This is a genomic window from Methylobacterium gregans (assembly GCF_022179245.1).
In the GTDB taxonomy this organism is placed as follows: Bacteria; Pseudomonadota; Alphaproteobacteria; order Rhizobiales; family Beijerinckiaceae; genus Methylobacterium; species Methylobacterium gregans.
Window position 1 is genome coordinate 1 of sequence record NZ_BPQM01000198.1, and the last position, 8,613, is coordinate 8,613.

8 protein-coding genes and 2 pseudogenes are annotated in these 8,613 nt (G+C 65.5%); 3 read left to right on the forward strand and 7 right to left on the reverse strand.

Features of this window, described 5'->3' with window-relative positions:
- Positions 1–519, reverse strand: a pseudogene (locus tag MFF54_RS27345) (transposase); the annotation flags it as partial.
- Between the two features lie 195 nt (positions 520–714).
- Here MFF54_RS27345 and MFF54_RS27350 point away from each other — a divergent pair.
- Positions 715–1,018, forward strand: a pseudogene (locus tag MFF54_RS27350) (integrase core domain-containing protein); the annotation flags it as partial.
- Between the two features lie 443 nt (positions 1,019–1,461).
- On the opposite strand, the gene MFF54_RS27355 reads toward MFF54_RS27350, so the two are convergent.
- From MFF54_RS27355 to MFF54_RS27380, 6 genes are all read right to left on the reverse strand, one after another.
- Entirely contained in the window at positions 1,462–2,208 is a 747-nt protein-coding gene (locus MFF54_RS27355) for a Crp/Fnr family transcriptional regulator (protein WP_238307334.1), read from the reverse strand.
- 335 nt (positions 2,209–2,543) lie between these two features.
- Entirely contained in the window at positions 2,544–4,229 is a 1,686-nt protein-coding gene (locus MFF54_RS27360; protein WP_238307335.1) for an ATP-binding protein, read from the reverse strand.
- Positions 4,229–5,719 (reverse strand): ATPase domain-containing protein, encoded by a 1,491-nt coding sequence (locus tag MFF54_RS27365; protein WP_238307336.1) that lies wholly within the window; start codon positions 5,717–5,719, stop codon positions 4,229–4,231. Before MFF54_RS27365 ends, MFF54_RS27360 begins: the two co-directional genes overlap by 1 nt.
- Positions 5,703–6,041 (reverse strand): HigA family addiction module antitoxin, encoded by a 339-nt coding sequence (locus MFF54_RS27370; RefSeq protein WP_283206329.1) that lies wholly within the window; start codon positions 6,039–6,041, stop codon positions 5,703–5,705. The genes MFF54_RS27365 and MFF54_RS27370 overlap by 17 nt, the downstream gene beginning before the upstream one ends.
- A 371-nt stretch (positions 6,042–6,412) precedes the next feature.
- Positions 6,413–6,976: a DUF1003 domain-containing protein gene (locus MFF54_RS27375; protein WP_238307338.1), complete on the reverse strand. Its 564-nt coding sequence runs from the start codon at positions 6,974–6,976 to the stop codon at positions 6,413–6,415.
- 324 nt (positions 6,977–7,300) lie between these two features.
- Entirely contained in the window at positions 7,301–7,612 is a 312-nt protein-coding gene (locus MFF54_RS27380) for a hypothetical protein (RefSeq protein ID WP_238307339.1), read from the reverse strand.
- Between the two features lie 394 nt (positions 7,613–8,006).
- Here MFF54_RS27380 and MFF54_RS27385 point away from each other — a divergent pair, with 394 nt between their 5' ends.
- Both MFF54_RS27385 and MFF54_RS27390 read left to right on the forward strand, forming a co-directional pair.
- On the forward strand, positions 8,007–8,303 hold the full coding sequence (locus MFF54_RS27385; protein WP_109952231.1) for a hypothetical protein: 297 nt from the start codon (positions 8,007–8,009) through the stop codon (positions 8,301–8,303).
- Positions 8,278–8,613, forward strand: a 336-nt coding sequence (locus MFF54_RS27390; protein ID WP_238307340.1) for a hypothetical protein, incomplete at its 3' end; no start/stop codon positions are given. The genes MFF54_RS27385 and MFF54_RS27390, both read left to right, overlap by 26 nt.

Genomic DNA, 8,613 nt, shown 5'->3' on the forward strand with positions numbered 1-8,613 from the left:
GCGAGCGCAGCCGCTCGCCGCGCGGGCAGCGTCCGCGGGTGCGAGCCATGTTGGTCGAGGTCCAGGTCTCGTCGAGGAACACGATGCGGGCGGGGTCGAGGGCGGGCTGGCCCTCGAACCACGCCTCGCGGGCGGCCTTTACGTCCGGGCGGTCCTGCTCCGTGGCGTGGGCTGTCTTTTTTTGTAGGTCAGGCCGCGCGCGTCGAGAAAGGCCCACAGGGTGCCCAGCCCGACCGTGAGGTCGCGCTCGTCCTTCAGGCGAGCGCGCATCTCCTCCAGGGTCAGGTCGTCCCGCTCGGCGATCAGGCCTCGCAGGTAGGCCTCGTGCGGGTCGAGCTTGGAGCGGCGGGCTCGCCCCTGCGGACGGGCCACCACCGTCCCGCTCGTCGTGAGCGCGGCCATCCAGCGGATCGCCGTGGCGATGCCGACCCCGAAGCGCGCGGCCGCCTGTCGACGCGACGTCGCCCCGGCCGCGTCAACGACGCGTTCGCGTAGGTCCTGGCTGTAGGGTCGGCCCATGCCTTGCTCCTCATCGGGAGCGTACATTGAATCAGCCCTACACCGCTGCGTGAACCCAGCACGTCCGATTCAGCTCAGCCCGAAAACGCTCTAGAGACCCGTTGATCGGCCATGACCGCCCAGGGCGGCGCGCTGCGCTCAGCATGGCTTCGCGCGCCGCCCCAGAGCCGTCGAGCCATCTTTCCGATGTGCTATGGCCCGGAGATGATCTCCAAGGCGTTGCGCAAGTGGGTCGCCAAAGCTGGCTCGCAGATCCAGTAGATCGCTCCTGCGTCACCGTGGGAGAATGCGTATTGCGAGAGCTTCAATGGCAATCTGACGGACGAGTGCCTGAAAACAGGAGATCTTCTCCGCGCTGACGGAGGCGCCAATCGTAATCGGTCTGTGGCAAACGACCTACAACCGCGTCCGGCCGCACTCGTCGCCGGGTGACCTCCCGCCTGCACCGGCCACTTCCCCGGATCTGGCCTTCCCGCTACCCATGGGCGCCACCATGCAGTCGCCTCTCGCGCGGCTCGGTCCAAGATACCGCTCAGGTCAGCTCAGACTGCGGCACAAACGGTCGCCCTTATCGGCCTCAGTGCTATCCGCACCAAGCGCTCCCTGACCACCGTGCGGGATTGCAGGATGCTCTGCGACTTGACCAGCCGGAGCTATGGACCGGCTGAGATAGGTATGCCGAATGAGGTGGTCAGAGGCTGTGCGGCGCGCCTGGAAGCCGTTGTTCGATCCAAGCCTGCGCCTCGTCCAAGTTCGTGAAGGTGGGCGGAAAGGAATACTCTACCGGGCCGAATCCGGCCTCCAGGTACCACATCCCAGCCATGTCCCCATGGTCGTCTGACAGCCGCACCAGAACCGCCACAAGGAAGCCGTCAGCGAAGACGAGCTGGCTCTCCGTATCCGGGGTGCCCGTTGCGATACGGACGGGCTGTAGGTGAAGGCTCATCCGGCAGCCCGGTTTTCCAGGTGAAGGTACGTGGGATCAAACTCGGCCGCCTCGGTAAGTTCATCCCACCTGTCGGCGATCAGCGTGTTGTGCTGCAAGGTGATCAACCCATCGCCACGCAGGGCGCGCAGCGTGCGGTTGACGTGCACGTTCGTGAGCCCCAGCGCGTCGGCCAGATCGGTCTGGGTGATCGGGAGCGTGCAGCGGTGCTCGGCAGCCAGACCTACCGCCTCCAGCTTGAGGTACATCTCGCAGAACAGATGCGCGATCCGCCCATAGGCCGGGCGGCGACCCATGCTGGTCATCCACTCGCGGAAGATTGCCGCATCGATCAGGGTGTCGCGCCAGAAGATGGCGGCGACGTTGGGAAAGCGCGTGGTGAGGTCCAGCAGGGCTCTGTGCGGGATGAAGGCGACCGTTGTCTTGGTCACCGTGGCGAGGCTGTGATCCATGGTGTGGACGTGCAGGCTCTGCAGGTCGGGGATGTCGCCGGGGATGTGAAACGACAAGATCTGTCGGCGGCCCTCGCCCACGATCTTGTAGCGGCAGGCCCAGCCGTCGAGGATGAGGCAGCACTGCGAGGGTCGGTCCCCTTCGCGCACGATGTCCTGTCGGGATGGCAGAGCTTGGACCCGAATGGGCAGGCTCAGGATGGCCTCCCGTTCCTCGTCCGAGAGGTGGGCGATGCTCTCCAGCTTCCGGACGAGCATGGAAAGGGCGTGGGGGTTTGAAGCGGAGGGCATAACGCTTCGCCTTGCATTGCAGGCGGAAGCGCACGTCTCTCCCAGCCATCAGCGCCTGTACGAGTTCCGCCGATGATGACGTCAGCTTAAACCGAGATCAAAATGAAAACACAACGTAGGTTGTGGGTGGGCAAATATCCTCAAGTTAGTGCACCGCCGAACGCAACCAGGATATTTTACGGCTTCTGCCGGGGCAACCTGGTGAGCACCATTTGCTTTCTGCTTAGGTCCTCAAGCAGGTCATCTGCTCAAAGAGCTGTGTCAGAGCCATGCGTACGTCTGCGCCGGCTCCTGCGATCTCCGTCCCTGCGTTAGGCCGCCCAACTTAGCCAGCGTCATCCAGTGATGCCCACTGGGATGTCGGGCCTGTTCGCTATGACGCGGCACAGCACGCGCGAGAGCTGATCGGCTGAGTAGGGCTTGTGGAGCAACTCGAAGCCGTGACTGCCCTCCTCGGCCAGCACGTGGCTGTAGCCGGAGGCGAGCACCACCGGCAGGTTTGGCAGGCGGCGGCGCAACTCCTCCGCCAGGGCAACACCGCCCATCCCCGGCATCACCACGTCCGAGAAGACCGCGTCGAAGCCGGCGCCGGCTGTGCCAAGCCGCTCCAGAGCTGCCTCGGCGTTGGTCGACCACTCGGTCGCGTAGCCGAGATCCTCCAGGATCTGCGTGGCGAAGCGGCCGACTTCGACGTTGTCCTCGACGACCAGAACGCGGCGTCCGGCCCCATCGCTGTCCGCGGCAGAGGGCGCCCCCGCCTGCCGCTCGACGGCCGGAGCATCGACTTGCGGCAGGTACAGGGTGAAGTTGGTGCCCTCACCGAGAGTGCTTGCCACCTCCACATCGCCGCCCGACTGCTTGGCAAAGCCGAACACCTGAGACAGGCCGAGCCCTGTGCCCTTGCCCACCTCCTTCGTAGTGAAGAAAGGCTCGAAGATGCGGGCGAGATCGCCAGCGTCGATGCCAGTTCCCGTGTCGTGCAGTGACACGGCGATGAAAGCGGAGCGTGAGCCGGCATGACCGCGAATGGCCGGCATCGGCCGGTCGCCGGTCAGCTTCAGGGTGAGCGTGCCCTCGCCATCCATGGCGTCGCGGGCATTCACCGCCATGTTGACGAGCGCCGTCTCGAATTGACTGCGATCGCAGCGAATGAAGCAGCAAGCCTCAGGCACCTTCAAGACGACACGGATACGCGCGCCAGTGACCGTATCGAGCATGTCGGCCACGGCGCTCAAGCAGGCGCCGACCTCGAACGTCTCGGGCTTGAGCGCCTGACGACGAGCAAAGGCGAGCAACTGGTTCGTCAGCTTGGCGGCGCGGTCCACCGTGTCGGAGACCGCGTCCATGTAGCGAGCGCGCCGCGCCTCGGGCAGGTTTGGCCGACGTAGGAAATCGACCGAGGAGCGGATGATGGTCAGAAGGTTGTTGAAGTCGTGCGCCACTCCGCCCGTGAGCTGGCCGACTGCCTCCATCTTCTGCGATTGACGCAGCGCCTCCTCGGCGACCGCGCGTTCATCGATCTCCCTGGCGACGCGGCTCTCAAGCGTCGCGTTGAGGTCGCGCAGCTCCGCTTCCCGGGTATGCAACTCCTCCAGCCGCGCGCGTGCCTCGTACTGGCGCCGTCGCCCCCGCAGTGCCGTCTCCACCACGCTGACCAAGGTGGTCGGATGGAAGGGCCGCTCCAGAAAGGTGACGTTGCCAAGTACCTTCGACAGCCGTGCCGCAGCCGGGTTGCGCTCGACGCCACCGCGTCCGGTGAGCAGAATGAAGGGCAGGTCCGACCAAGGCGGCTGGGACGCCACCCAACCGCTCACCGGCTGCAGGTCTGCTGTCCGCACGGCCTCCTCGGTCAGGATCGCGAGCCCTGCGCCCTCCGCCATGCGAGCGCGAAGCTCCTCAAGGTCGCGGCAGATGACCGAGGCGATGCCGGCCTCGGCCAGCAATGCCGTAGCGATGCTCGCATCGCGCCCGATCAATGCGAGGATCAGCGCCCGTTCGGAACTCGCTTGTCTGTGCGGCATCACCCTTGCCCGGAACCGATCCCGGGCAGATCCTTGTCGACGAGCGTGGGAACGCCGCGGAGCACGCCCTGGAAGTTCATCAAGGGCTCACCCACCCTCAGGCCATCATTGCCGATCCGGTACTCGCGGATGGTTTCCTCGTGGGCGCTGGTGCGCTTCTTGATGACCGAGATCGCGCGGCGTACCGTGCCCAGCGCCTCGAAGTAGCGCAGCAGCACGACGGTGTCGGCCAGATAGGTCACGTCGACCGGCGTTCGCATGTCACCCACGAGCCCGTGCTGGGCTACTGTCAGGTAGGTCGAGGCGCCCTGCCGGTTGAGGTACTGCAGCAGCTCATGGACATGCAGGACGAGTGCGTTCTCCTCCGGCATCGCGGCCTGATAACCGTTGAGGCTGTCGATCACCACCGTCTTGATCGCGTGCTCGTCGACGCAGACACGGACCCGGTGAGCGAACTCACCCGGCGACAGCTCGGCCGCGTCGACCTGCTCGATGAAGAGCTTGCCCTCCCTCTGCAGCGCCTGCAGGTCATGCCCCATGGCTCGGGTGCGGTCGAACAGAAGCCCAATCTCCTCATCGAAGATAAATAGGGCGGCTCGCTCGCCACGCGCGATGGCTGAGAGGGTGAACTGAATGGCCAGCAGCGACTTGCCGGTCCCGGCAGGGCCGAGGATGAGCGTGCTCGATCCCTGCTCGACACCGCCGCCGAGCAGCGCGTCCAGTTCGGCGATCCCGCTTGTCATCTGGTGGCGGACGAAGCCGGTCTTGTGCTCCAGCGCCACGAGCCGCGGGTAGACGGTCACCCCACCGGGCTTGATCGCGAAGTCGTGGTAGCCACCGCGGTAGCGCTGGCCACGGTACTTGATCACCCGCAGGCGGCGACGCTCGGCGCCGTAGTCAGGCGCCAGTTCCTCCAGCCGGATCACGGCGTGGGCCACGCTGTGTACCGTCTTGTCCTGAGCGTCGGCGGTGAGGTCGTCCAGCATCAGCACCGTTGCGCTATGGCGGGCGAAGTAGTGCTTGAGGGCTAGGATCTGTCGGCGGTAGCGCAGCGAACTGCCCGCGAGCAGGCGGATCTCGGACAGGCTGTCGAGCACGACGCGCACCGGCCTGACCGCCTCGACCTGCTCGAAGATGACCTTTGTGGTCTCGCCGAGTTCGAGGTCGGAGGAGTAGAGCAGGCTCTGCTGCTGCTCGGCATCGAGCAGGCTCTCGGGCGGCACCAGCTCGAACACCGTGATGTACTGGTCCAGTGTCCAGCCATGCGAGGTCGCGCTCTCGCGAAGCTCCTCGGTGGTCTCCGACAGCGTGATGTAGAGGCACCGCTCTCCGGCCCGGGCGCCTTCGCGCAGGAACTGCAGCGCGACCGTGGTCTTGCCCGTGCCTGGGTTGCCCTCCAGCAGATACAGGCGGTTGCGGGTCAGCCCACCGGCGAGGATGTCGTCCAGGCCGTGAACGCCGAGCGCCGCCTTGTCAGTGTGCGTGGCCATAACAGCCGATCTCCATCCGAACAGCGTCGGGTAGGGAATACGTGGGGATCCGGGCGAGCACCTCGGCCATGGCCTGCTCGGCATGCCAGAGATCATGGGCCTGCTGCAGAGAAAGCCAGAATGCAGGCTCGGTGTCAGACAGGCGCGCGAGCCGGACGGCCATTTCCGGTGTCACGGAGGCGGTACCGGCGAGGATAGTATGGAGGGTCTGCCGCGAGATACCCAGCAGGCGCGCTGCGTGGATGATCGAAAGCCCGAGCCCCGGCAGCACGCGACCGCGAAGAACGTGACCCGGATGAGGTGGAGCTGTTCGGTGCGCCATATCAACCTTGCGCGTGACAGGCCTCTGTAAGGGCGAGCCCGACAGATGCCAAGCCTGCTGCGCGGGTGAAATTGTCACCGCCCGTCTGCCGCGGGATGAATTATAAGAATATTGTCCTATGCCGTTGCAAGGCATTCAGCAGATCTCTAGCGCTCAAGAGAGGTCCGCTTCACACCGGTAGGGTGCCCATCGATGACGTTGGATAAGACGGTAGCTCAGGGTCGAAAGCAGCGGTTCAGCGCCTGTCGGCCCAAGGTCGGCTTGTGGCGCGATTGCGATCGAGGCAACCTACGAAGAGATATTGAAGCGTCAATCCTTGCCTCTGACCCTCGGGGCGATTGGTGCCGAACCGTCGGCTGTACAGCCGAAGGTCAAGAGCCGCCGTGCCGTTCGATTTCGTCGAGAACTGCGTCAGGTGCAACATCCTGTCGGAGCTCATCGACTTCGGGATCAGCTTCGGTCTGAATGCCGAGGTGCTCGGTGATCGCCGACACCATCGCGACAAGCTTCGTCACCTCGTGTTCGGCCAGGAGGCTGATATGCAGATCAAGGTCGGCTCGTTTGTCGGCAGCAGCGGCCATGCGATTCTGGCTGATCAGCACGAACGTCGAGAGGAAAATTGCCTCGACAGATGCCGAGGTGCCCAGGATCACGAAAGACGCGTCCCATTTCGGCAGGATCGGTAACAGACCAGAGTTCACGAGGCTCCAGAAGCCGAACAGGACGACGTGTAGGTAGACAAAGGCCATGCTGCCCGTGAACCGCGTTATCGCTTCGGCCACGCGCTCCTGCATCGAGGCATCCCGTTCCGCAGCACTCCGGCGCTCCTGCAGCGTCTGGATGTTGCGCATGAGGGCTGGTGACAGCCCTCCCGGCTGAGGGGGCGGATAGGTCGGCAGCGCAGGCAGGGGCTTCTGTTCGTCTTGCCTTGGCATCGTGGCGTGTCTCAGGAGGAGCCTGCTTGATCAACCTGATCCCACATCGGGTGATCCCGCCTGTGAGAGGCAAAGCTGCCCTGAGGCCGCGCCCCTGAGCGTAGGTGACGTCGTACCCCCCTCCGCCAACCGCTTATTGCGCCGCAGGTGCCGATCCTAAGGGGACTCTGTCGTCGGACGAACTGCAGAGTCCCGTCCGGGTGATGACGACCTGTGCTCAGGCGCGCCGACGAGTTGTGAGGCGCTGGCTTCAGGTCGAGGTCTTGGCGGCGGCGCTCGACCCACCCGCAGCTTGCGCTGGGCCCGCCGCGGCTTGGGTGGGGCCTACACACTCTTCCGGACGACGTGCTCGGGGCGCAGGCCGTCCGGGGTCGGCGTGAGCAAGGGCGCGAAGACATCGTCGAAGAAGTCCGGTATCGGGCCGAGATCGACCCGGTCGCCGAGGATGCGGCGGGCCGACACGATCTTCTGGAAGGCCTGCCGGCTCGTGCCGGCGTTGCGGGCCACATCCTCCAGACGGCGCAGCTTCTCGATCGTCAGAATCGTTGCCGCAGCCGCTGGCTCCGGGCCGTCCTGCACGAGTTGCTCAACCAGCCAGGCCGTTTCAGAATCGATATCTGCGCGCTGCGCATCCATGTCGATCCCTTTCCGCGATGGATCTCTACCTCACCGCATAGAGTCGGAACCGATCTCCGGCGTTAACCTCGGTGAAGACCGCGGCTCCCTCGTCGAAGACGGTTCGAAACCGCACGTAAGGCCAGGCAGCCTTCCGCTTATTGCACATGTGAATGCGGGTGATGCGCCGCTCCTTACGCTCCGGATGTCGGCCTGCAGCGAATGGCTGGCCGGCGCCCTGCGGACTTCCGCCGTCTCATTCCCCCGATCTGGCGGAGTTCGCAGGGCATCGAGCCCGACCCAAGCCCGCACCAGCGCACCAGCGCATCTCGGTCCGCCGGTGCGGGCTCCTTCCCGGGCAGGGTGCAGAGCCCACGATCCAGACCCTGCCTCGGCCACGATCCTGGAGGAACCGATGAGGATCAGCCCCGCCCTGACGGCCGCAGCGGCCATTGCCATCCTGACCAGTGCCGCCGTCGCGGCTCCCTGCGCGATCGGCACGACCACGAACAGCCAGGGCCGGAACGAGACCGCCGACAAGAGCTCGAACACCGACAGGACGACGAAGAACCTGGCCGGTGGTGAGCATGCAGGAGCCCCGAAGACGGTAGGCGCCATGAACAATCTGGGTGCCGCCGAGCAGCCGAGCCCCGGCGAGAAGAAGCCGCCGGAAGGCCAGGTGATCCGTGGCCCGTCGAGCAACGATTGCTGAGACGGCGCACGCCCGACGCGGCCGCGGCCAGTCCCGCGGCCGCGCGGCCTTTGGCCCGTCCGGCCTGCCGCCTTCGGGCGTGTCGATCGTGGTGCCCTGCATGCCGTTGCCACCGCAACCTGCCGATGATCCGGTGATGCGCAGGCTGGTCGCGCTGATCCATGCGCCGCTGCCGAACTCGGCCCATCGCGCACGCATCTACCTTCTGGAGCAGCTTCACCTGCTGGAAGAGGAGGCGCTTGCGACCGGCGCCAAGCCCGAGATCCTACGCGCGATCCGATCCATGCAGGCCGTCATCCGATGCAGCGAC